18 protein-coding genes are annotated in these 23,032 nt (G+C 70.2%); 13 read left to right on the top strand and 5 right to left on the bottom strand.

The annotated features are described in order from the left end of the window. The first annotated feature begins 153 nt into the window (after positions 1-153). The 13 genes from OHU74_RS08490 to pgi all read left to right on the top strand — a co-directional run bounded on the left by OHU74_RS08490 (position 154) and on the right by pgi (position 15,990). Positions 154-795 (top strand): papain-like cysteine protease family protein, encoded by a 642-nt coding sequence (locus OHU74_RS08490; RefSeq protein WP_371615310.1) that lies wholly within the window; start codon positions 154-156, stop codon positions 793-795. Between the two features lie 4 nt (positions 796-799). After that, entirely contained in the window at positions 800-1,597 is a 798-nt protein-coding gene (locus OHU74_RS08485; RefSeq protein ID WP_371615309.1) for a hypothetical protein, read from the top strand. 158 nt (positions 1,598-1,755) lie between these two features. Beyond that, entirely contained in the window at positions 1,756-3,792 is a 2,037-nt protein-coding gene (gene uvrC / locus OHU74_RS08480) for an excinuclease ABC subunit UvrC (RefSeq protein ID WP_371615308.1), read from the top strand. Next, on the top strand, positions 3,789-4,760 hold the full coding sequence (gene rapZ / locus OHU74_RS08475) for an RNase adapter RapZ (RefSeq protein WP_371615307.1): 972 nt from the start codon (positions 3,789-3,791) through the stop codon (positions 4,758-4,760). The genes uvrC and rapZ overlap by 4 nt, the downstream gene beginning before the upstream one ends. Next, positions 4,757-5,827, top strand: coding sequence for a uridine diphosphate-N-acetylglucosamine-binding protein YvcK (gene yvcK / locus OHU74_RS08470; RefSeq protein ID WP_371615306.1), 1,071 nt, complete (start codon positions 4,757-4,759; stop codon positions 5,825-5,827). Before rapZ ends, yvcK begins: the two co-directional genes overlap by 4 nt. Further along, on the top strand, positions 5,818-6,819 hold the full coding sequence (gene whiA, locus OHU74_RS08465; RefSeq protein WP_112449750.1) for a DNA-binding protein WhiA: 1,002 nt from the start codon (positions 5,818-5,820) through the stop codon (positions 6,817-6,819). The genes yvcK and whiA overlap by 10 nt, the downstream gene beginning before the upstream one ends. A 147-nt stretch (positions 6,820-6,966) precedes the next feature. Next, entirely contained in the window at positions 6,967-9,945 is a 2,979-nt protein-coding gene (locus OHU74_RS08460; RefSeq protein WP_371615305.1) for a M14 family zinc carboxypeptidase, read from the top strand. A 208-nt stretch (positions 9,946-10,153) separates the two neighbouring features. Next, positions 10,154-11,158: a type I glyceraldehyde-3-phosphate dehydrogenase gene (gene gap / locus OHU74_RS08455; RefSeq protein WP_243338363.1), complete on the top strand. Its 1,005-nt coding sequence runs from the start codon at positions 10,154-10,156 to the stop codon at positions 11,156-11,158. Positions 11,159-11,300: 142 nt separating this feature from the next. Next, entirely contained in the window at positions 11,301-12,512 is a 1,212-nt protein-coding gene (gene pgk / locus OHU74_RS08450; protein ID WP_371615304.1) for a phosphoglycerate kinase, read from the top strand. Between the two features lie 5 nt (positions 12,513-12,517). Then, a complete protein-coding gene (gene tpiA, locus OHU74_RS08445) occupies positions 12,518-13,294 on the top strand; it encodes a triose-phosphate isomerase (protein WP_371615303.1) in 777 nt (258 codons plus the stop codon). 138 nt (positions 13,295-13,432) lie between these two features. Then, positions 13,433-13,663 carry a preprotein translocase subunit SecG gene (gene secG / locus OHU74_RS08440; protein WP_330300854.1) on the top strand — a complete coding sequence of 77 codons (231 nt, stop codon included), beginning with the start codon at positions 13,433-13,435 and terminating at the stop codon, positions 13,661-13,663. Between the two features lie 179 nt (positions 13,664-13,842). Continuing rightward, the gene (locus OHU74_RS08435; RefSeq protein WP_007263454.1) at positions 13,843-14,178 is read left to right on the top strand and encodes an RNA polymerase-binding protein RbpA; all 336 of its coding nucleotides are present in this window, start codon (positions 13,843-13,845) and stop codon (positions 14,176-14,178) included. A gap of 159 nt (positions 14,179-14,337) precedes the next feature. After that, a complete protein-coding gene (pgi, locus tag OHU74_RS08430) occupies positions 14,338-15,990 on the top strand; it encodes a glucose-6-phosphate isomerase (RefSeq protein WP_371615302.1) in 1,653 nt (550 codons plus the stop codon). Positions 15,991-16,056: 66 nt separating this feature from the next. Here pgi and pgl read toward each other — a convergent pair whose 3' ends face one another. The 5 genes from pgl to tkt all read right to left on the bottom strand — a co-directional run bounded on the left by pgl (position 16,057) and on the right by tkt (position 22,883). Next, entirely contained in the window at positions 16,057-16,839 is a 783-nt protein-coding gene (gene pgl / locus OHU74_RS08425; RefSeq protein ID WP_330295789.1) for a 6-phosphogluconolactonase, read from the bottom strand. Between the two features lie 248 nt (positions 16,840-17,087). Continuing rightward, positions 17,088-18,110, bottom strand: a complete 1,023-nt coding sequence (gene opcA, locus OHU74_RS08420) for a glucose-6-phosphate dehydrogenase assembly protein OpcA (protein WP_371615301.1) — start codon at positions 18,108-18,110, stop codon at positions 17,088-17,090. Beyond that, on the bottom strand, positions 18,107-19,636 hold the full coding sequence (gene zwf, locus OHU74_RS08415) for a glucose-6-phosphate dehydrogenase (RefSeq protein ID WP_330295787.1): 1,530 nt from the start codon (positions 19,634-19,636) through the stop codon (positions 18,107-18,109). The genes opcA and zwf overlap by 4 nt, the downstream gene beginning before the upstream one ends. A 5-nt stretch (positions 19,637-19,641) precedes the next feature. After that, positions 19,642-20,760, bottom strand: coding sequence for a transaldolase (tal, locus tag OHU74_RS08410; protein ID WP_371615300.1), 1,119 nt, complete (start codon positions 20,758-20,760; stop codon positions 19,642-19,644). Between the two features lie 35 nt (positions 20,761-20,795). Beyond that, positions 20,796-22,883, bottom strand: coding sequence for a transketolase (tkt, locus tag OHU74_RS08405; protein WP_371615299.1), 2,088 nt, complete (start codon positions 22,881-22,883; stop codon positions 20,796-20,798). Positions 22,884-23,032: the final 149 nt, after the last annotated feature.

The following is a 23,032-nucleotide window of genomic DNA, read 5'->3' as shown; positions in this document are numbered from 1 at the left end:
GATGGCGGGCGTTCACACTCTGGCCCCACCGTTCACACTGCGATGTCACGCCGTATTGAAGCGTGTTGACCTGTTCCCGACAACACCCTGATGCTCCTCCACAGCGTCCGGACGCGCTCCTCCACCCCCACTCCCCACCTCGGGAGGAACGCGATGCGCAACCGAAACCGGCGGCTTTCCCTCGCCGCCTTCGTCACCGCCCTGCTCTTCGCCCTGCCCACCGGTACCGCCACCGCCGCCGATGCCGTCGCCGGTACGGGCACCACGACCGCCACCACCACCGCCACCACCCCGTCCGCCGACAGCGCCGCCCTGGCGTCCAAGCGGCTGGGCATCACGATGCAGGCGCAGCAGAAGACCAACTGGTGCTGGGCCGCCAGCGGCAACACCATCGCCACCTGGTTCGGCCGCAACTACAGCCAGAACCAGTTCTGCAACGCCGCCTTCAACCGCCAGCAGGGCTACGACTGCCCCAACAACCAGGCCAGCCTGGCCAATGTGCAGACCGCCCTGCGCTGGGCCGGCATCAACTCCGGCTCCTACGTGACCGGCTGGCTCCAGTACTCCACCGTGCAGACCGAGATCAACGCGAACCGCCCGGTCGAGACCCGCATCGAGTGGTCCAACGGCGGCGGCCACATGCACGTCATCTACGGCTACGACACCGCGAACAGCTGGGTGTACTGGGGCGACCCCTGGCCCTCCAGCGACCGCTACAACTGGGCCTCCCACGCCTGGTACGTGGACAACAGCACCTTCTCCTGGACCCACTCCCTCTACCGGATCGGGGCGTGACCCCATGAACCCTCGCCTCGCCGCGGCGCTCGTCCTCGCGACCGCCGCCCTCGCCCTGGCCCCCACCCAGGCAACCGCGGCGCCGGTGCCGCAGCCCCAGAGCGCCACCGCCGAGAACCGAGCCGCCGCCGCGCAGGCGGCCGCGGCCCCGGACACCCTCGCCACCTTGTCCCGGTTCTTCTCCCGGGAGGGCAAGGTCACCCTGACCGCCGCGCAGCCCCGTATCGAGGGGGAGGCGATCGCGGTGAACTACCTGTCGCCGGAGTTCGTCGCGGGGAAGACGGGCGCGAGCGTGTCCCGGCTGGAGTTCCTCGCCAGCAAGGCGGTCTCCTCGGACGGCCAGCAGGCCGCGCTGTGGACCGCGAAGACGGAGGCGGGCTGGCAGGTGGTGAACATCGCCACCGGTGACGACGAGTTCCGCTACGCGCAGCTCGGCGCGGCGAAACTTCCGGGCGGCACCGTCTTCCGCGAACCGCAGATCGACGCGTGGTACGTGGCCCAGGGCCAGCGGGTGCTGCCGCTGGACGAGGACGCGGAGCGGGCCGTCGGCGCGCAGGGCACCAGCCTCGCCGCGTACCGGACCCGGGTCGTGAAGGCGTACGGGGACAAGCTCCCCGGCTCCGCCTACGCCAGGTCGGGGAAGGCCGGTGGCTTCGCCCCCACGGAAGCCACGGCCGGTGCCCGGTCCGGATCCGGATCCCTCGCGGTCCCGACGGCCGCCGGAGCCGCGGCTCTGGCGCTGGGCGCGGCCGGTGCGGTGGCCGCGCGCCGCTCCCGGCGGCAGCGGGTGGTGCGGGCGTAGCCACCCGGGGGCCCGGCCGCCTGCCAGGCGGTCGGGCCCCGCGGCGCGTCCGGCCCCGGCGCCCGCGCGAGGCCGTGGCCGGTGCGCCACCGTGGCCGGGTCCGCGCCGCAGCAGGGGAACGGCTCGGTTGTCGGCGGGCGACAGTAGGGTGGTTGGCATGGCCGACCCTTCCAGCTACCGCCCCAAGCCGGGACAGATCCCCGACTCCCCGGGGGTCTACAAATTCCGCGACGAGCACCGCCGGGTGATCTACGTCGGGAAGGCCAAGAGCCTGCGCCAGCGGCTGGCCAGCTACTTCCAGGACCTCGCCGGACTGCACCCCCGTACCGCCACCATGGTGACGACGGCCGCCTCCGTCGAGTGGACGGTGGTCTCCACCGAGGTCGAGGCGCTCCAGCTCGAGTACTCCTGGATCAAGGAGTTCGACCCCCGGTTCAACGTCAAGTACCGGGACGACAAGAGCTACCCCTCCCTCGCCGTGACCATGAACGAGGAGTACCCCCGGGTCCAGGTCATGCGCGGGCCCAAGAAGAAGGGCGTGCGCTACTTCGGCCCCTACGGGCACGCCTGGGCCATCCGCGAGACCGTCGACCTGATGCTCCGGGTCTTCCCCGTCCGCACCTGCTCCGCCGGGGTGTTCAAACGCTCCGCGCAGATCGGCCGCCCCTGCCTGCTGGGCTACATCGGCAAGTGCTCCGCGCCCTGCGTCGGCCGGGTCACCCCCGAGGAGCACCGGGAACTGGCCGAGGACTTCTGCGAGTTCATGGCCGGCCGCACCGGCAGCCACCTCTCCCGCCTCGAAGGGCAGATGCACGAGGCCGCCGAGGAGATGGAGTACGAGAAGGCCGCGCGGCTGCGCGACGACATAGGGGCCCTGCGCCGGGCCATGGAGAAGAACGCGGTCGTGCTCGCCGACGCCACCGACGCCGACCTGTTCGCGGTCGCCGAGGACGAGCTCGAAGCAGCCGTGCAGATCTTCCACGTGCGCGGCGGCCGGGTCCGCGGCCAGCGCGGCTGGGTCACCGACAAGGTGGAGGCCGTGGACACGGCCGGGCTCGTCGAGCACGCCCTCCAGCAGCTGTACGGCGAGGAGAAGGGCGAGTCCGTCCCCAAGGAGGTGCTGGTTCCGGCGCTCCCCGAGGACACCCCGGCGCTCTCCGAGTGGCTGGCCGAGCGGCGCGGCGCCCAGGTCAGCCTGCGCATCCCGCAGCGCGGGGACAAGAAGGCGCTGATGGAGACCGTCCACCGCAACGCCCAGCAGTCCCTGGCCCTGCACAAGACCAAGCGCGCCGCCGACTTCACCACCCGCTCGCGGGCCCTGGAGGAGCTCGCCGAGGCGCTGGAGCTGGACGGGGCGCCGCTGCGCATCGAGTGCTTCGACATCTCGCACCTGCAGGGCGACGACGTGGTGGCCTCGATGGTCGTCTTCGAGGACGGGCTGGCGCGCAAGAGCGAGTACCGCAGGTTCCAGATCAAATCGTTCGAGGGGCAGGACGACGTCCGCTCCATGCACGAGGTGGTCTCCCGGCGCTTCCGCCGCTACCTCCAGGAGAAGCTGAAGACGGGGGAGTGGTCCCCCGGGGACGGCCCGGAACCCGATGAAGCCGACGGGTTCGAGGTGGACGCGGCCGCGGACGACGGCCGGCCCAAGCGCTTCGCGTACCCGCCCCAGCTCGTCGTGGTCGACGGCGGGCAGCCGCAGGTGGCCGCCGCCCAGCGGGCCCTGGAGGAGCTCGGGATCGACGACGTCGCCGTGTGCGGCCTGGCCAAGCGGCTGGAGGAGGTCTGGCTGCCAGGCGAGGACGACCCGGTGGTGCTGCCCCGCACCAGCGAGGGCCTCTACCTGCTCCAGCGGGTCCGTGACGAAGCCCACCGGTTCGCCATCCAGTACCAGCGCAACAAGCGCGCCAAGCGGCTGAAGTCGGGCCCCCTGGACGAGGTCCCCGGACTGGGCGAGAGCCGCAAACTGGCCCTGGTGAAGCATTTCGGTTCGGTGAAAAAGCTCCGGCAGGCGACAATCGACCAGATCTGCGAGGTCCCGGGCATAGGCCGCAAGACGGCCGAGACCGTGGCCGCGGCCCTCGCCCAGGCGGTTCCCGCTGGTCCCGCGGTTAACACGGCGACCGGCGAGATCATCGAGGATGAGACTTCCGCGACCGCGGGAGCCACATCCGAACGGGGGACCGAGCAATGACCGAGCACGAAACCCACAATGAAACCCAGCACGAGACCGACCGAGACCGAGACGGAGCACAGGTGAGTACGGGCATGACAGTGGAGCCCGGAGATACCGCCGAGGCGGCCATCCCCGAGCTGGTGATCATCTCCGGAATGTCCGGGGCCGGCCGCAGTACGGCGGCCAAGTGCCTGGAGGACCTCGGCTGGTTCGTGGTCGACAACCTCCCGCCGGCGCTGATCCCCACCATGGTGGAACTCGGCGCCCGCTCGCAGGGCAACGTGGCACGCATCGCCGTCGTCGTCGACGTCCGCGGCCGGCAGTTCTTCGACGCCCTGCGCGAGTCCCTCGCCGACCTGGAGGCCCGCGGGGTCACCCGGCGGATCGTGTTCCTGGAGTCCTCGGACGACGCCCTCGTCCGCCGCTTCGAGTCGGTCCGCCGCCCGCACCCGCTCCAGGGCGACGGCCGCATCGTCGACGGCATCGCCGCCGAGCGCGACCTGCTGCGTGAGCTGCGCGGCGACGCCGACCTGGTCATCGACACCTCCAGCCTGAACGTGCACGAACTGCGCGCCAAGATGGACGCCCGGTTCGCGGGCGACGAGGAGCCCGAGCTGCGGGCCACCGTCATGTCCTTCGGCTTCAAGTACGGCCTGCCCGTCGACGCCGACCTGGTCGTCGACTGCCGCTTCATCCCGAACCCGCACTGGGTTCCGGAGCTGCGCCCCTTCACCGGGCTCAACGAGGAGGTGTCGGCGTACGTCTTCAGCCAGCCCGGCGCCAAGGAGTTCCTCGACCGCTACACCGAGCTGCTCCAGCTCATCGCCACCGGCTACCGCCGCGAGGGCAAGCGGTACGTGACCATCGCCGTCGGCTGTACCGGCGGCAAGCACCGCAGCGTCGCCATGTCGGAGAAGCTCGCCGCCCGCCTCGCCTCCGAAGGAGTCGAGACCGTCGTCGTCCACAGGGACATGGGGCGCGAGTGACCGGACGTACCATGCGGCTCCGCCGCCTGCGCCGGCTCACCACCGGCAAGGGCGCGGACGGCGCGGGCCGTACGGGCCTGCGCCGGGGCGAGGCCCCCGAGGTGGCCGCGCCCAAGGTCGTGGCGCTGGGCGGCGGCATGGGCCTTTCGGCCTCGCTGACCGCCCTGCGCCGGATCACGGGCGAGCTGACCGCCGTGGTCACCGTCGCCGACGACGGAGGCTCCAGCGGCCGCCTGCGCGAGGAGCTCGGCGTCCTGCCGCCCGGCGACCTGCGCAAGGCGCTGGCCGCGCTGTGCGGGGACGACGACTGGGGCCAGACCTGGTCGCGGGTCATCCAGCACCGCTTCCAGTCCAAGGGCGACCTGCACGAGCACGCCGTCGGCAACCTGCTGATCGTCGCCCTGTGGGAACAGCTCGGCGATCCCGTCCAGGCCCTGGACCTCGTCGGCAAGCTGCTCGGCGCCCAGGGCCGGGTGCTGCCGATGTCGGCGGTCCCGCTGGAGCTCCAAGCCCTGGTCAAGGGCCACGATCCGGCGCGCCCCGAGGACGTGGACACCGTACGGGGGCAGGCCACCGTGGCCCTGACCCCCGGCGAGGTGCTCTCCGTGCAGGTCGTGCCGGCCGACCCGCCGGCCGTGCCGGAAGCGGTCGCCGCGGTGCTCGACGCCGACTGGGTCGTGCTCGGTCCGGGGTCCTGGTTCTCCTCCGTGATCCCGCACCTGCTGGTGCCCGAACTGCTCGACGCGCTGGTCGAGACGAAGGCCCGGCGGGTCCTCTCGCTGAACCTCGCACCGCAACCCGGCGAAACAGAGGGCTTCTCTCCGCAGCGTCATTTGGAGGTTTTGGCCCGACACGCCCCTAAACTCGCCCTGGACGTGGTGCTGGCCGATCAGGCTGCCGTGCCCGATCGCGAGTCCCTCGCCGATGCCGCAAAACGGTTCGGTGCCGCGGTCGAGCTGGCGCCGGTTGCCCGGCTGGACGGCTCTCCGAAGCATGATCCGGAGCTGCTGGCCGCCGCGTACGACCGTATTTTTCGGATGCATGGAAGGATCGGCCCATGGCGATGACGCCCGCGGTGAAGGATGAGATCGCCCGCCTGCCCGTCACCCGCACCTGCTGCAGGAAGGCGGAGGTCTCGGCGATCCTTCGGTTCGCGGGCGGGTTGCACCTGGTGAGCGGCCGGATCGTCATCGAGGCGGAACTGGACGCGGGGATCGCGGCCCGCCGCCTGCGCAAGGACATTCTGGAGATCTTCGGGCACTCCTCGGACCTGGTGATCATGGCTCCGGGCGGTCTGCGCCGCGGAAACCGGTACGTGGTCCGCGTGGTCGCCGGCGGTGACCAGCTGGCACGCCAGACCGGGCTCGTGGACGGCCGCGGACGCCCGATCCGGGGTCTTCCCCCGCAGGTGGTCTCCGGGGCCACCTGTGACGCCGAGGCGGCCTGGCGCGGGGCCTTCCTCGCCCACGGCTCGCTCACCGAGCCGGGACGCTCCTCCTCCCTGGAGGTCACCTGCCCCGGCCCGGAGGCCGCCCTGGCCCTGGTCGGCGCGGCCCGTCGGCTCTCCATCGCCGCCAAGGCCCGCGAGGTCCGCGGGGTGGACCGGGTCGTCGTACGGGACGGGGACGCCATCGGCGCCCTGCTGACCCGGCTCGGCGCCCACGATTCGGTGCTGGCCTGGGAGGAGCGGCGGATGCGGCGCGAGGTGCGCGCCACCGCCAACCGCCTCGCCAACTTCGACGACGCCAACCTGCGCCGTTCGGCGCGGGCCGCGGTGGCCGCCGGAGCCCGGGTGCAGCGCGCCCTGGAGATCCTCGCCGAGGAGGTCCCCGAGCACCTCGCCGCGGCCGGCCGGCTGCGCATGGAGCACAAGCAGGCCTCCCTGGAGGAGCTGGGCGCCCTGGCCGACCCGCCGCTGACCAAGGACGCGGTCGCGGGCCGGATCCGCCGCCTGCTGGCCATGGCCGACAAGCGGGCCCAGGACCTGGGGATCCCGGGCACCGAGTCCAACCTCGACCTCAGCGACAGCGAGGAGCTGGCCGACAACATGGCCGGCTGAGGCCCCGTACCGGACTGCATGACTCCGTAAGAGGTCCGCGCGATCACTCGTGCGGACCTCTTTCGGTATGCCCCATTGACATGAGCATGGGCTGATCGTGAGCCTGTCGTCCGAAGCTTTCGTGGCAGACGACGCCCAGGGGGGCACATGAGGCACCGCGCGAGATCGATCCTCGCCGCAAGCGCACTCGTCTTCGGAACCACACTGGCCGCACTACCCGCGGCGGCCAGCGCCCAGGCCCGGGCGGACGCCCAGGCGACGGCGGACGAGGTACGGGTCTACGACGCCGACATCACGAAGGAACAGGTCCCGCTCGTCCAGGCCGCCGGCCAGGACGCACAGGAGTTCTCCGGACGCCTCCCGGAGTCCGGGACCGCCAAGGTCGAGCTCTACCTCACCGGCGGCCAGGCCAAGGGGCTGGCCGCCCAGGGGGTCAAGCTCGCCGAACGCAAGGTCGCCTCCAAGGCCGCGCGCTCCCTGATCGCCGCCGGCGACGGGGTGTTCCGCCCCTACAGCGGCAAGGGCGGGCTCCAGGAGGAGATCCTGCGCACCGCGCAGGAGAACCCCGGCCTCACCAAGGTCGTCTCCATCGGCAAGACCGTCCAGGGCAAGGACATCCTCGCCCTGAAGGTCACCAAAAACGCCAAGAAGTCCAAGGACGGCGACAAGCCGGCCGTGCTGTACATGTCCAACCAGCACGCCCGCGAGTGGATCACCCCCGAGATGACCCGGCGGCTGATGCACCAGACCATCGACAGCTACGGCAAGGACCCGCGGGTCACCAAGCTGGTGGACTCCACGGAGATGTGGTTCCTGCTCTCCGCCAACCCGGACGGGTACGACTACACCTTCACGTCCGACAGTGCGCGGCTGTGGCGCAAGAACCTGCGGGACAACAACGGCGACGGCAAGATCACCGCCGGCGACGGCGTCGACCCCAACCGCAACTTCGCCTACCGGTGGGGCTACGACAACGAGGGCTCCTCGCCCAACCCGTCGAGCGAGACCTACCGCGGCCCCAAGGCCTCCTCCGAGCCCGAGACCGTCGCCCTCGACACCTTCGAGAAGCGCATCGGCTTCAAGTACGCCATCAACTACCACTCGGCCGCCGAGCTGCTGCTCTACGGCGTGGGCTGGCAGGTGGCCACCCCCACCCCCGACGACATCGCCTACAAGGCGCTCGCCGGAACCCCGGAGAACTCGGCCGTACCCGGCTACTACCCCCAGGTGTCCTCGGAGCTCTACACCACCAACGGCGAGGCCGACAGCCAGGCCGCCAACGCCAACGGCGTCATGATGTTCACGCCGGAGATGAGCACCTGCCAGACGGCCTCCGCCGTCGACCCCAACGACCGCTGGAAGCCCGAGGACTGCGCCTCCGTCTTCAACTTCCCGGACGACGAGAAGCTCATCCAGGCGGAGTTCGCCAAGAACGTCCCCTTCGCCCTCTCCGTGGCCGAGAGCGTCCAGCACCCGGACCAGCCGAAGTCCTCCGTGGGCCTGAGCGCCGCGGACTTCACCCTGGACCCCTTCACCACCTCCTACGTGGCCCGCGGCGAGGACCAGACGGTCGCCGTCACGGCCCGCAAGGCGCTGAAGGACAAGGAGCTCCATTTCCGGATCAGTGAGGGGGGCAGGATCAACGGGGGACGCACCCACGACGAGGACCTCAGGGCCTGGCAGGGCGGTGACGTCTACGGCGGCGACGACAACAACTACTTCGACGAGTACCGGGCCAAGGTCGACGGCGCCAAGCCCGGCGACAAGGTCGAGGTCTGGTTCACCGGCCGCGACCGCGGCGGCAAGCAGGTCTCCAGCGAGCACTTCACGTACACGGTGGCCGAGCGGCCGCGCGCCGACGTCCTCGTGGTCGCGGAGGAGGGCGCCCCGGCGCAGCACGCCCAGGAGTACGTGGACGCCCTGCGCGCCAACGGCAAGAGCGCGGCGGTCTGGGACGTGGCCGTCCAGGGGGCCCCGCACCACCTCGGCGTGCTGTCCCACTTCCGCACGGCCGTCCACTACACGGGGGCCAAGTCCCCGGGCGGTCCCACCCAGCTGGCGGTACGCGACTTCCTCAACGAGGGCGGCAAGCTGATCGAGGCCGGTGAGCTGGCCGGCGGCAACGCCCAGGTCGGCCGCGCCGTGACCGACGACTTCAGCCAGTACTACCTCGGTGCCTACGGGCGCGCGACCGTCAGCGGCCCGAGCGGCTTCACCGGCGCGGGCTCCCTCTCGGGGGCCAAGGGCGGCCTCGGCAACGCCGCGGGCAACCCGCTCGACCGCCCCGGCTCCTACACGGTCACCTCCGACAGCCTGCCGGCGGCCCAGTTCCCGCAGTTCAAGAGCGCGCAGGCGGGCCAGTACGACGGGGTCGTCAACCCGTACGCCCCGTACGCCGGCACCGGGATGGCCTCGGCCACCCACACCGACGACGACTGGAAGCGGCTCACCCGCACCATCGACCTCACCGGGGTCACCGCGGCCCAGCAGCCGAAGCTCAAGATGGCGCTCAACTGGAACACCGAGGAGGGCTACGACCACGCGGTCCTGGAGTCCCACACCGTCGGCGGCGACGACTGGACCACGCTGCCCGAGGCGAGCGGCCTGAGCAGCACCGTGGTTCCCGCGGAGTGCGAGGCCGGGTTCTTCGTCAACGACCACCCGTTCCTGCGCCGCTACCTCACCCTGGACTCCGCCGGCTGCGCCCCGCAGGGCACCAGCGGCCAGTGGAACAGCTTCACGGGAGCCTCCAACGGGTGGAAGCAGGTCTCCTTCGACCTGAGCGCCTACGCGGGCAAGACCCTCGAGGTCTCGCTCTCCTACATCACCGACCCGGGCTCGGGCGGCCGCGGGGTCTTCGCCGACGAGGCGCGGGTCTCGGTCGGCGGCACGGACCAGACGACCGAGGGATTCGAGACCTCGCTCGGGTCCTGGACCGCTCAAGGCGCGCCTGCCGGAAGTCCCGATGTTGCGGGCGATTGGTCCCGGTCCGGCGAGCTGTTCAAGTCATATGCCGCGGTCACTACGCGTAACACGGTGCTGCTGGGCTTCGGCCTGGAGCACGTGCCGGCGGCGGCCGATCGTGCCGTACTCGTCGGTAAGGCGCTCCGCTCGCTGAACCGCTGATCGGATGCCCCCGTTGCCCTCACTTTGAGTGACGGGGCACAAGGTCCCCGGGGTCCCGTACTCGTCTTGGAGTGCGGGGCCCCGGGGCGTGTCACACGATGGTCGATGTCACCTGGAAGCTCACGGAGAGGTAGGGTCGTAAGCGGTCGGGGACATCCCATACAGCTCGCCGGCGGACAGGCCGGCGCACCAACGAGGAGATCGGTTCGTGACGATCCGCGTAGGCATCAACGGTTTTGGCCGAATTGGCCGCAACTACTTCCGTGCGCTCCTGGAGCAGGGAGCGGACATCGAGATCGTCGGTGTCAACGACCTGACTGACAATGCCACCCTGGTGCACCTTCTCAAGTACGACACCATCCTGGGCCGCCTCAAGGCCGAGGTCAGCCACACCGACGACACGATCACCGTCGGCGGCAACACCTTCAAGACCTTCGCCGAGCGCGACCCCGCGAACCTGCCGTGGGGCGAGCTGGGCGCCGACATCGTCATCGAGTCGACCGGCATCTTCACCAAGAAGGCCGACGCCGCCAAGCACATCGCGGCCGGCGCGAAGAAGGTCCTCATCTCGGCTCCGGCCAAGGACGAGGACATCACGATCGTGATGGGCGTCAACCAGGAGAAGTACGACGCGGCCAACCACCACGTCATCTCCAACGCCTCCTGCACCACCAACTGCGTGGCGCCGATGGCCAAGGTTCTCCTCGAGAACTTCGGCATCGTCAAGGGCATGATGACGACGGTCCACGCGTACACGAACGACCAGCGCATCCTGGACTTCCCGCACTCGGACCTGCGTCGCGCCCGCGCCGCCGCCGAGAACATCATCCCGACCACCACGGGTGCCGCCAAGGCCACCGCGCTGGTCATCCCGGAGCTGGCGGGCAAGCTCGACGGCATCGCGATGCGCGTCCCGGTCCCCACCGGTTCCGTCACCGACCTCGTCATCGAGCTCGAGCGCGAGGTCACCAAGGACGAGGTCAACTCGGCCTTCCAGAAGGCTTCTCAGGGCCAGCTCAAGGGCATCCTGGACTACACCGAGGACGCGATCGTCTCTTCCGACATCGTGAACTGGCCGTACTCCTGCACCTTCGACTCCTCCCTGACCATGGTCCAGGGCAAGAGCGTCAAGGTCATCGGCTGGTACGACAACGAGTGGGGCTACTCCAACCGCCTCGTCGACCTGACCGTGTTCGTCGGCGGCCAGCTCTAAGCACCAAGGCAGCAGGCACCACAATGTGAGCACCGGGGCTCGGGCAGCGCGACGAAGCGCTGTGCGGGCCCTGTTGCTTGCCTTGTACCTCTCACCTCGCACGGACACAGGATCCGGCCGGGGAAAAGGAGTAGTAACAGCAATGAAGACGATCGACGAACTTCTCGCCGAGGGCGTTTCCGGTAAGCGGGTCTTCGTCCGCGCCGACCTCAACGTGCCGCTCGCCAACGGTGAGATCACCGACGACGGCCGCATCCGAGCCGTGCAGCCGACCATCGCGAAGCTCGCCGAGGCCGGCGCCCGCGTGGTCGTGGCCTCGCACCTGGGCCGCCCCAAGGGCGCCCCGGACCCGGCCTTCTCGCTGGCCCCCGCCGCGGTCCGCCTCGGTGAGCTGCTCGGTACGGACGTCGCGTTCGCCACCGACACCGTCGGCACCTCCGCCAAGGAGACCGTCGCCGCCCTCGCCGACGGCCAGGTCGCCGTCATCGAGAACCTCCGCTTCAACGCCGGTGAGACCGCGAAGGACGACGCCGAGCGCGGCGCCTTCGCGGACCAGCTGGCCGAGCTGGCCGACATCTACGTCGGCGACGGCTTCGGCGCTGTCCACCGCAAGCACGCTTCGGTCTTCGACCTCCCCGCGCGCCTCCCGCACGCGGCCGGCTACCTCATCGCCACCGAGGTCGGCGTCCTGAAGAAGCTGACCGCCGAGGTCAAGCGCCCGTACGTGGTCATCCTCGGCGGCGCCAAGGTCTCCGACAAGCTCGCCGTCATCGACCAGCTGCTCGGCAAGGCCGACCGGATCCTCATCGGCGGCGGCATGGCGTACACCTTCCTGTACGCCAAGGGCTACGAGGTCGGCATCTCCCTGCTCCAGAAGGACCAGGTGGAGGTCGTCAAGGAGTACATGGCGCGCGCCGAGGCCAACGGCGTCGAGCTGGTCCTCCCGGTCGACATCCTGGCCTCCAAGGACTTCCCGGACCTGAAGACCAAGGCCCCGGCCGAGTTCATCACGGTCGCCGCGGACAAGATCCCCGCCGACCAGGAGGGTCTGGACATCGGTCCCAAGACCCGCGAGCTGTACGCATCGAAGATCGCCGACGCCGAGACCGTGTTCTGGAACGGTCCCGTGGGCGTCTTCGAGCACCCCGACTATGCGAACGGCACCAAGGCCATCGCGCAGGCGCTCCTCGACAGCAGCGCCTTCACGGTCGTCGGCGGTGGCGACAGCGCCGCCGCGGTCCGCATCCTCGGCTTCGACGAGAACGCTTTCGGCCACATTTCGACCGGTGGCGGCGCCTCCCTCGAGTACCTCGAGGGCAAGACGCTCCCCGGCCTCGCCGCACTGGAGGTCTGAACCGCATGACCACGCGTACCCCGCTGATGGCGGGCAACTGGAAGATGAACCTCAACCACCTCGAGGCCATCGCCCACGTCCAGAAGCTCGCCTTCGCCCTGGCCGACAAGGACTACGACGCCGTCGAGGTCGCGGTGCTGCCGCCCTTCGTCGACCTCCGCTCGGTCCAGACCCTGGTCGACGGCGACAAGCTGAAGATCAAGTACGGCGCCCAGGACATCTCGGCGCACGACTCCGGTGCCTACACCGGCGAGATCTCCGGCCCGATGCTCTCGAAGCTGAAGTGCACCTTCGTCGCCGTCGGCCACAGCGAGCGCCGCCAGTACCACGCCGAGAGCGACGAGATCTGCAACGCCAAGGTCAAGGCCGCCTACAAGCACGGGATCACCCCGATCCTGTGCGTCGGCGAGGGTCTGGACATCCGCAAGGCCGGCCAGCAGGTCCCGTACACGCTGAGCCAGCTCGACGGCGGCCTCAAGGACGTCCCGGCCGAGCAGGTCGAGTCCATCGTGATCGCGTACGAACCCGTCTGGGCGATCGGCACCGGCGAGGTCGCCACCCCCGAGGACGCCCAGGAGGTCTGCGGAGCGATCCGCGTGCGCCTCGCGGAGCTGTACTCGCAGGAGCTGGCCGACAAGGTCCGCATCCAGTACGGCGGCTCGGTCAAGTCCGGCAACATCGCCGCGATCATGGCCCAGCCGGATGTCGACGGCGCCCTGATCGGTGGCGCGGCTCTGGACGCGGACGAGTTCGTCAAGATCGTCCGGTTCCGCGACCAGTGAGTATGCGGTAGGGCGGATCCGTCGTACCCTTGCGGGGGCCAGCAGGCTGAAACATCAGCCCTGGCCCCCGCGCACGTAATCGGCAATGCGGGAACGCCGGAATGCCAGTAAGCCAGAAGGTAGGAATCAGCCGTGATTATGGGGTTCTCGATCGCCCTGGTCGTCTTCAGCGCCCTGCTGATGCTGCTCGTGCTGATGCACAAGGGCAAGGGCGGCGGCCTTTCCGACATGTTCGGCGGCGGCATGCAGTCGTCGGTCGGCGGCTCCTCGGTCGCGGAGCGCAACCTGGACCGCATCACCGTGGTGATCGGCCTGCTGTGGTTCGCGTGCATCGTCGCGCTCGGCCTGCTCATGAAGTCCGGCAGCTGAACCGTTCTGGACGTTCCGGCAGTCCGGTCGGCTCTCCCCGGCCTATCATGAGGTCCGGCGTTCACGTCTGGAATGGGTAACTCCAGTCACTGGACGCGCGTTGGGCCTTACGTAGACTTGGGCGCCCGCGACGGAATCCACTCACGCTTCGCGGCACCATCACGCAGGGAGTTACGACCGTGGCAAGTGGCAACGCGATCCGTGGTAGTCGGGTCGGAGCGGGGCCGATGGGCGAGGCCGAGCGCGGCGAGTCCGCGCCCCGCCTGCGCATCTCCTTCTGGTGCTCGAACGGGCACGAGACGCAGCCGAGCTTCGCCAGCGACGCGCAGGTGCCGGACACCTGGGACTGCCCGCGCTGCGGGTTCCCGGCCGGCCAGGACCGGGACAACCCTCCGGCGCCGCCGCGCACCGAACCGTACAAGACCCACCTGGCATACGTACGGGAACGGCGCACGGACGCCGACGGCGAGGCGATCCTCGCCGAGGCGCTCGCCAAGCTGCGCGGCGAGATCTGACGCTTCCCCGACAAAAGAACTGATGTGACATCGGGCCCGGCCCGCAGGAGTCTTCCTCTCCCGCGGGCCGGGCCGCTTTGTGTCGGTTGTGCCCCTTCCCATCCCTTAGGTTGGAGAACGGCGGGGCACGACAGGACGGAAGAAGTGGTGATGTCCGAGATGAACGCAGACAGTCGTACGAAGCTCAACCGGATGCCCGAGTGGCTCGCGCTCACCAAGCACCGGGACGAGCTGGGGCAGACGCATCTGCGGGAGCTGTTCGAGGCGGATCCGGGCCGGGGCGCCGGATACACCCTGCGGGCCGGGGACCTGCACATCGACTACTCGAAGCACCTCGTCACCGACGAGACGCTGACCCTGCTGCGCGAACTGGCGAAGGCCACGGGCGTGGCGGAACTCCGCGAGGCGATGTTCCGCGGGGAGAAGATCAACACGACCGAGGACCGGGCGGTCCTGCACACCGCGCTGCGCGCCCCGAGGGACGCGGTCGTCGAGGTGGACGGGGAGGACGTCGTACCCGGCGTGCACGCCGTCCTCGACAAGATGGCGGCCTTCGCCGACCAGGTCCGCTCGGGCGCGTGGACCGGCTTCACCGGCAAGCGCATCAAGAACGTCGTCAACATCGGCATCGGCGGTTCCGACCTGGGCCCGGCGATGGCGTACGAGGCGCTGCGCGCCTTCTCCGACCGGGGCCTGACCCTGCGCTTCGTGTCCAACGTGGACGGCGCGGACCTGCACGAGGCCGTGCGGGACCTGGACCCGGAGCAGACGCTCTTCATCATCGCCTCGAAGACCTTCACGACCATCGAGACCATCACCAACGCCACCTCGGCGCGCGAATGGCTGCTCGCGGGCGTCGGCGGTGACCAGGCGGCCGTGGCACGGCACTTCGTGGCGCTGTCGACCAACGCCGAGAAGGTGACCGCCTTCGGCATCGACCCGGCCAACATGTTCGAATTCTGGGACTGGGTCGGCGGACGCTACTCCTTCGACTCCGCGATCGGCCTCTCGCTGATGGTCGCGATCGGACCGGACGCCTTCCGCGAACTGCTGGGCGGCTTCCGGGAGATGGACGAGCACTTCCGCACGGCGCCGCCGGAGGAGAACGCGCCGCTGCTGATGGGCCTGCTGGGGATCTGGTACGGGGCGTTCTTCGACGCCCAGTCGCACGCGGTGCTGCCCTACAGCCACTACCTGTCCCGTTTCACCGCGTACTTGCAGCAGCTGGACATGGAGTCCAACGGCAAGTCCGTGGACCGCGAGGGCAATCCGGTGGAATGGCAGACCGGACCGGTGGTGTGGGGCACGCCCGGCACCAACGGCCAGCACGCCTACTACCAGTTGATCCACCAGGGCACGCGGGTGATCCCCGCGGACTTCATCGGCTTCGCCAGGCCGCTGGCCGAACTGCGGCCCTCGCTGGCGGCCCAGCACGACCTGCTGATGGCGAACTTCTTCGCGCAGACGCAGGCGCTCGCCTTCGGCAAGACGGCGGACGAGGTCCGGGCGGAGGGGGCCCGGGAGCCGCTGGTCCCGCACAAGACCTTCGCGGGCAACCACCCGACGACGACGATCCTGGCGGCCGACCTGACCCCGGCGGTGCTGGGCCAGCTGATCGCCCTGTACGAGCACAAGGTGTTCGTCCAGGGAGCGGTGTGGAACATCGACTCCTTCGACCAGTGGGGCGTGGAGCTGGGCAAGGTCCTGGCCAAGCGCATCGAGCCGGCGCTGGTGGAAGGCGCCGAGGTGGACGGCCTCGACCCGTCGACCCGGGCGCTGGTGGCGACGTACCGGTCCCTGCGGGGTCGCTGACCCGGGGACGCACGAGGAAGGGCCCGCTCTCCGTGGGGAGGGCGGGCCCTTGCGCGTCCTACGGGTTCAGGAGGAGGCCGGGGGATACAGGCCCGTCGGGAGCTTCGCGGCCGCCGCGCGGTCGAGGAGCCACAGGGTCCGGGAGCGGCCGTACGCCGCCGCGGCCGGGGCCTGGACCTCGCCGGCCCCGCCCAGCGCGATCGCCACCGCTCCGGCCTTGTCCTCGCCCGCGGCCAGCAGCCACACCTCGCGCGCGGCCCGGATCGCCGGGAGGGTCAGCGAGATCCGGGTGGGCGGCGGCTTCGGGGCCCCGTGGACGCCCACCACCGTGCGCTCGGTCTCACGGGAGGCCGGGTGCTCCGGGAACAGCGAGGCCACGTGCGTGTCCGGGCCGACGCCCAGCATCAGGACGTCGAAGCGGGGGACCGGCCCGTGGTCCTCGGGGCCGGAGGCCTTGGCCAGCTCCGCCGCGTAGGAGGCGGCCGCCGCGTCCACGTCGACCCCGTAGGGGCCGTCGGAGGCGGGCATGACGTGGACCCGTGCGGGGTCCACCGGGACGGCGTCCAGCAGGGCCTCGCGGGCCTGGACGTGATTGCGCTCGGGGTCGTCGGCGGGCAGGTACCGCTCGTCTCCCCACCACAGGTCCAGCCGGGCCCAGTCGATGGCGTCCCGGGCCGGGGCCGCGGCCATCGCGGCCAGCAGGCCGTTGCCGTTGCGGCCGCCGGTGAGGACCACCGACGCACTGCCGCGGGCCGCCTGCGCGTCCACGATCTTCGTGATCAGCCGGGCCGCCGCGGCCTGGGCCATCAGCTCCTTGTCCCGGTGGACGACGACCTGGGGAGTCGTCATACCCATGTGCTGCCGCCTTGTCGGTAGTTCGGGGTGCGGATGCGGATACCGCTGCGCGGAGCCTTTCCCCACCCCGCCCCTTCCCGATTCCTGGGGCTCCGCCCCAGACCCCGCGCCTCAAACGCCGGCGAGGCTGAAATTGCCGCTGTGCGGCAATCTCAGCCTGCCCGGCGTTTGAGGGCCGGGTCCGGGCAGAGCCCGGTTTCGGGAAGGGGCGGGGTGGGGAAAGCCCCGCGCAGCGGCCCGTGCTACTTGGCCGCGGCCTTCTTCGCCGGCTTCGCCGGAGCCGGCTTCGTGGCCGGAGCCTCGGCTTCGGGCTTCGGGGCCTCGGCCGGAGCCGGGTGGGACGTGGCCAGCTTCGCCACGCCGAACTTCAGCGAGGCCTCGTACGTGTTGTCCGGGTCCAGCCGGCGCAGCTCCTCCGCCAGCAGCTCGGCCGTGTCGCGGCGCTTGAGCGCCACCGCACGGTCGGGCTGTCCCGGCATGCAGAGCGTGGCCAGCGCGCCGTCCGCCCGGTCCAGGACGATTTCGCCGCCCTTGGTCTCCAGACGGACCGCGGTGAGCCCGGGGCCCGCCGAGGAGGTGCGCTTGACGGGGACCTGGAGCCGGTCCGAGAGCCACATGGCCAGCAGCTCGCAGCTCGGGTTCTCGGTCTCGCCCTCGACGGTCGCGGAGGTCACCGAGTGGGTCTGCTGGTCCAGTGCGGCCGCCAGCATGGAACGCCACGGGGTGATCCGGGTCCAGGACAGGTCCGTGTCCCCGGGGGCGTACGCGACCGCCCGCGTACCGAGGGCCTTGATGGGGTCCTCGGTGGCGTAGGTGTCCGTGATCCGGCGCTGGGCGAGCGAACCCAGCGGGTCGCCCGCCAGGTCCTGCGGAGCGCCGTCGGGCCACCAGACGACGACGGGCGCGTCCGGGAGGAGCAGCGGGAGAACCACCGACTGGGCATGGTTGACCAGTTCGCCGTGCAGGCGGAGCACAACCGTTTCCCCGGTGCCGGAGTCCGTCCCGACGCGGACTTCCGCGTCGAGGCGGGCACCTTGGCGGCTGCGGGGCGAGCGGCTGGCCCGCTTGATGACGACGATGATCCGCGAGGGGTGTTCGCGGGACGCGTCGTTCGCCGATTTGAGCGCGTCGTACGCGTTCTCCTCGTCGGTCACGATCACCAGCGTGAGCACCATGCCGATGGCGGGCGTGCCGATGTCCCGGCGCGCCTGCACCAGCGCGGCGTTGATCTTGCTGGAGTTGGTCTCCGTGAGGTCGATCTTCATGGCCGGCGCCAGCTCCGTCCGTCTCGTGCGAGCATCTCGTCCGCCTCGACCGGTCCCCAGGTGCCCGCCGGGTACTGCGCGGGCTTGCCGTGCTTGTCCCAGTACTGCTCGATCGGGTCGAGGATGTTCCAGGAGAGCTCGACCTCCTGGTGGCGCGGGAAGAGGTTCGCGTCACCGAGCAGGACGTCGAGGATGAGGCGCTCGTAGGCCTCGGGGCTCGACTCCGTGAAGGACTCGCCGTAGGCGAAGTCCATCGTGACGTCCCGGACCTCCATGGAGGTGCCCGGAACCTTGGAGCCGAAGCGCACCGTGACGCCCTCGTCCGGCTGGACCCGGATGACCAGGGCGTTCTGCCCCAGTTCCTCGGTCGCGCCCGATTCGAACGGCAGGTAGGGGGCCCGCTTGAAGACGACCGCGATCTCGGTCACCCGGCGGCCCAGGCGCTTGCCGGTCCGCAGGTAGAACGGGACGCCCGCCCAGCGGCGGTTGTTGATCTCCAGGCGGATGGCCGCGTAGGTGTCGGTCTTCGACTTGGGGTCGATGCCGTCCTCTTCGAGGTACCCGACGACCTTCTCGCCGCCCTGCCAGGCCGCCGAGTACTGGCCGCGCACGGTGTGCTTGCCCAGGTCCTCGGGCAGCTCCACGGCGGTCAGCACCTTGAGCTTCTCGGCCACCAGCGCCTTGGGGTGGAAGGAGCCGGGCTCCTCCATCGCCGTGAGCGCGAGCAGCTGGAGCAGGTGGTTCTGGATGACGTCGCGGGCCGCGCCGATGCCGTCGTAGTAGCCGGCCCGGCCGCCGATCCCGATGTCCTCGGCCATGGTGATCTGCACGTGGTCCACGTAGGACCGGTTCCAGATCGGCTCGAACATCGTGTTGGCGAAGCGGAGCGCCAGGATGTTCTGGACGGTCTCCTTGCCCAGGTAGTGGTCGATCCGGAAGACCTCGTTGGGCGGGAAGACGTCGTGCACGAGCTGGTTGAGCTCCTGTGCACTGGTCAGGTCGTGCCCGAAGGGCTTCTCGATGACCGCGCGCCGCCAGGAGCCCTCCTTCTGGTCCGCCAGCCCGTGCTTCTTGAGCTGGGCGACGACCTTGGGGAAGAACTTCGGCGGGACGGACAGGTAGAAGGCGAAGTTGCCGCCGGTGCCCTGAGCCTTGTCCAGCTCCTCGATCGTCGACTTCAGCGTCTCGAACGCCTGGTCGTCGTCGAAGTCGCCCTGGACGAAGCGGCAGCCCTGGACGAGCTGCTGCCAGACCTCCTCGCGGAAGGGCGTGCGGGAGTGCTGCTTGACCGCGTCGTGGACCTCCTGCGCGAAGTCCTCGTCCTGCCACTCGCGGCGGGCGAACCCGATCAGCGAGAAGCCCGGGGGAAGGAGGCCGCGGTTGGCGAGGTCGTAGACGGCAGGCATCAGCTTCTTGCGTGACAGGTCACCCGTAACGCCGAAAATGACCAGGCCGGACGGCCCCGCGATGCGCGGGAGCCGCCGGTCCTGTGCGTCACGAAGCGGGTTCGCTCCGTTTACAGACAAAGTGTTCAGGCCTCCGTGGGGGCGAGGCGCTCGAGCTCCGCCTCGGTGGACTTCAGCAGGTCGTTCCAGGACACCGCGAACTTCTCGACGCCCTCGTCTTCGAGCAGCTGCACCACATCGTCGTACGAAATGCCCAGCTTCGCGACCGCTTCGAGCTCTTCGCGCGACTGGTCGTAGGTGCCGCGGATGGTGTCACCGGAGACCACGCCGTGGTCGGCGGTGGCTTCCAGGGTGCCTTCCGGCATGGTGTTGACCGTGCCGGGGGCGACCAGGTCCACCACGTACAGGGTGTCCTTGTACGCCGGGTCCTTGACGCCGGTCGAGGCCCACAGCGGACGCTGCTTGTTGGCGTGCGCCTTGTCGAGGGCGGCCCAGCGCTCGGTGGAGAACACCTCTTCGTACGCCTCGTAGGCCAGGCGGGCGTTGGCGAGCGCCGCCTTGCCCTTGAGGGCCTTGGCCTCGTCGGTGCCGATGGAGTCGAGGCGCTTGTCGATCTCGGAGTCCACGCGGGACACGAAGAAGGAGGCGACGGAGTGGATCTTGGAGAGGTCCAGGCCCGCGGCCTTCGCCTTCTCCAGGCCCGCCACGTACGCGTCCATGACCTCGCGGTAGCGCTCCAGCGAGAAGATCAGCGTGACGTTGACGCTGATGCCCTTGCCGATGACCTCGGTGATCGCCGGCAGGCCGGCCTTGGTCGCCGGGATCTTGATCAGCGTGTTCGGGCGGTCCACCAGCCAGGCGAGCTGCTTGGCCTCGGCCACGGTCGCCGCGGTGTTGTGGGCCAGCCGGGGGTCGACCTCGATCGAGACCCGGCCGTCCTGGCCCTCGGTCGAGTCGTAGACCGGGCGCAGGATGTCGGCGGCGTCGCGGACGTCCGCCGTGGTGATCATGCGGATCGCCTCTTCGACGGTGACCTTGCGGGCCGCCAGGTCGGCGAGCTGCTGGCCGTACCCCTCGCCACCGCTGATCGCCTTCTGGAAGATCGCCGGGTTGGTGGTGACACCGACCACGTGCTGCTGGTCGATGAGCTCGGCCAGGTTGCCGGACGTGATCCGCTTGCGGGACAGGTCGTCCAGCCAGATCGCGACGCCCTCGTCGGAAAGGCGCTTCAGTGCGTCTGTCATGGGAATTGCATCTCCTACTGGTCTGGGTACGGTCGTCAGCGCGCGGCGGCGGCGAGCGACTCGCGGGCGGCAGCGGTCACGGCCTCGGCGGTCAGGCCGAACTCGCGGTACAGCACGGCGCCGTCGGCCGAGGCACCGAAGTGCTCCAGCGAGACGATCCGGCCGGCGTCGCCGGTGTAGCGGTGCCAGGTCAGGCCGATGCCGGCCTCGACGGCGACACGCGCCTTGACCGAGGGCGGAAGGACGCTGTCCTTGTACTCCTGGGACTGCTCCTCGAACCACTCGACGGACGGCATCGAGACGACGCGGGCCGGGACGCCCTCGGCCTGCAGCGCCTCGCGCGCGGCGACGGCGAGCTGGACCTCGGAGCCAGTGCCGATGAGGACGACCTGCGCGTCGCCACCCTCAGCCTCGAAGAGCACATACCCGCCCTTGGCGGCGTCCTCGTTGCGGTCGTAGGTCGGCACGCCCTGGCGGGTCAGCGCCAGACCGTGCGGGGCACCCTTGCCGAACACCTTGGTGTGGCGGCGCAGGATCTCGCGCCAGGCGATGGCGGTCTCGTTCGCGTCGGCCGGACGGACCACGTTCAGGCCCGGGATGGCGCGCAGCGAGGCGACGTGCTCGACGGGCTGGTGGGTCGGGCCGTCCTCGCCGAGGCCGATGGAGTCGTGCGTCCACACGTAGGTGACCGGCACGTGCATCAGGGCGGAGAGGCGCACGGCGTTGCGCATGTAGTCGGAGAACACCAGGAAGGTGCCGCCGTAGATGCGGGTGTGGCCGTGCAGGGCGATGCCGTTCATGGCCGCGGCCATGGCGTGCTCGCGGATGCCGAAGTGGATGGTGCGGCCGTACGGGTCGGCCTCCGGCAGCGGGTTGCCCACCGGCAGGAACGAGGAGTTCTTGTCGATGGTGGTGTTGTTGGAGCCGGCCAGGTCGGCCGAGCCGCCCCACAGCTCCGGGATGACCGCGCCGAGGGCTTCGAGGACCTTGCCGGAGGCGGCGCGGGTGGCGATGCCCTTGCCGGTCTCGAAGACGGGGAGCTTGTCCTCCCAGCCGGCGGGCAGCTCGTTGGCGTTGATGCGGTCGAACTCGGCGGCGCGCTGCGGGTTGGCGGTGCGCCAGGCGGAGAACTCCTTCTCCCAGGCGGCCTTGGCCTCGCGGCCCCGGTCCAGCGCCTTGCGGGTGTGCCCGATGACCGCGTCGGAGACCTCGAAGGTCTGCTCCGGGTCGAAGCCGAGCACGCGCTTGGTGGCGGCGACCTCGTCGTTGCCGAGGGCCGAGCCGTGGGAGGCCTCGGTGCCCTGGGCGTGCGGGGCGGGCCAGGCGATGATCGAGCGCGCGGCGATGAAGGAGGGGCGCTCCGTCTCGGCCTTGGCGGCCTGCAGGGCCTCGAAGAGGGCCTTCGGGTCGAGGTCGCCGTTGGCCTGCTGGGCCACGCGCTGGACGTGCCAGCCGTACGCCTCGTAGCGCTTAAGGGTGTCCTCGGAGACGGCCGTCTCCGTGTCGCCCTCGATGGAGATGTGGTTGTCGTCCCACAGCAGCACCAGGTTGCCGAGCTTCTGGTGGCCGGCCAGGGCGGACGCCTCGTGGGAGATGCCCTCCTGGAGGCAGCCGTCGCCCGCGATCGCGTAGATCATGTGGTCGAACGGGGAGGCGCCCTGGGCGGCCTCCGGGTCGAACAGGCCGCGCTCGTAGCGGGCGGCCATGGCCATGCCCACCGCGTTGGCGATGCCCTGGCCGAGGGGGCCCGTGGTGGTCTCCACGCCCGCGGTGTGGCCGTACTCCGGGTGGCCGGGGGTCTTGGAACCCCAGGTGCGGAAGGCCTTCAGGTCATCCAGCTCGAGGCCGAAACCGGCCAGGTAGAGCTGGGTGTAGAGAGTCAGGGACGAGTGCCCCGCGGAGAGCACGAAACGGTCGCGACCGACCCACTCCGGGTCCGCCGGGTCGTGTCGCATCACCTTCTGGAAGAGGGTGTATGCGACGGGGGCCAGGCTCATCGCCGTACCCGGGTGGCCGTTACCGACCTTCTGGACCGCGTCCGCGGCCAGGATCCGGGCGGTGTCGACAGCACGCTGGTCCAGATCGGTCCAGTCGAGCTCTGTGGTCGTCGGCTTGGTGCTCACCGTTGGTCAGGGCTCCTCTCCACATGTCTAAGTCCCGGTGACGAACGGCGCACCGGCTCGATTCCGAGCCTACCCCCGCCACGGCGTGCAGCTATTCGAGTACCCACTGTCCGGTCATTGCATCTGAGCGCCGATCGGACCAACACGAG

This window comes from Streptomyces sp. NBC_00454 (genome assembly GCF_041434015.1).
GTDB lineage: Bacteria > Actinomycetota > Actinomycetes > Streptomycetales > Streptomycetaceae > Streptomyces.
The sequence above is the reverse complement of the archived record's forward strand: the minus strand, read 5'-3'. Positions and strand labels throughout refer to the sequence as shown.